Here is a 1,072-nt window from a genome sequence, read left to right as displayed (position 1 = left end):
ATTAACTATATTCATAAGAATCCTGTGGTTGAAGGTTATGTAAATGAACCAGAACATTGGCGCTATTCTTCAGCTAGTAATTACATTGATGGCAAAGGTGTTTTGGATGAAGTAATCTGTTTACCACCAATGTTGAGAACGGTTAAATGAATAATTATTTTTATAATTAATAGATTGGCGCAGCAGTACAACTACTGCGCAGCTATTATTCATAAACATATAACAAATAGTTAATTGTAATAAATTAATTTTATTCGTAAATTGCAAAAGCAAAACAATGAACGGCTTATGAAATCACAGGATATATTCAAAAAATTAAGGTTTTATGGTCTCATGGTAATGTGCATACTAATGATTAGCGCTAAATGCACTAAAACACCGATTAAGCCAAACGAGCCTCTAACACCATTAGAACAATTACCCGAAGCTACCCAAACTGGCGCTAACACGTTTGGTTGTTTGGTAGATGGGGAGGTCTATATTCCGAAAGGGAACTTTAGTTATAAGGCGATAGAAAAACAACGGTATTATGAAGACAACGGAACTCTTCGATTTAATGTATTAAACTTAAAAGACTTTGATAAATGGATATATATATTTATGTATATATAAAAAATGATGTCTATTCAACTGGCATCTACACTGATATAGCATATGCTAGTTCTAATTCAAGCTACCCGGGTGTGGAAATTGTTGATAAGTCGGGCGACATAACCACTGTAGAGAGAAACTTTATTGATTCAACAAAATCACATTTTATAGAAATTACAAAACTAGACCTTGAAAATAAGATAGTCTCAGGCTTATTTGAATTTACAGTTGTAAACGAAGAAAAAACAGACACCATAAAAATAACCAATGGTCGATTTGACCTCAATAATTTATTCGTTCAATAATTCTTCCCTCACTGCGGTAATGGCTCAGTGCAGCGCCCCCCGTTGCGCAGTAGTTGCACTGCTGCGCCATCATCAACGTACAATACATTTTTTTTCGTATTTTTACTTGTATTAAAACAGGTGTAAAACATACAATTAAGAAAAATACAAGTTATTATTTAACATTAACTGTTGTC

Annotated in this window: 2 protein-coding genes; both read left to right on the top strand. The window is 33.2% G+C overall.

What is annotated here, in order from left to right; all coding sequences use genetic code 11:
* Window positions 1-288 precede the first annotated feature (288 nt).
* Window positions 289-612, top strand: a complete 324-nt coding sequence (locus tag DNU06_RS17485; protein ID WP_111064789.1) for a hypothetical protein — start codon at window positions 289-291, stop codon at window positions 610-612.
* Window positions 585-896 (top strand): hypothetical protein, encoded by a 312-nt coding sequence (locus DNU06_RS17480; RefSeq protein ID WP_111064788.1) that lies wholly within the window; start codon window positions 585-587, stop codon window positions 894-896. Before DNU06_RS17485 ends, DNU06_RS17480 begins: the two co-directional genes overlap by 28 nt.
* Window positions 897-1,072 lie beyond the last annotated feature (176 nt).

Source organism: Putridiphycobacter roseus (genome assembly GCF_003234935.1).
Classification (GTDB): domain Bacteria; phylum Bacteroidota; class Bacteroidia; order Flavobacteriales_D; family Crocinitomicaceae; genus Putridiphycobacter; species Putridiphycobacter roseus.
Note: the sequence above shows the minus strand (reverse complement) of the source record. Positions and strands in the feature narration are given on the sequence as shown.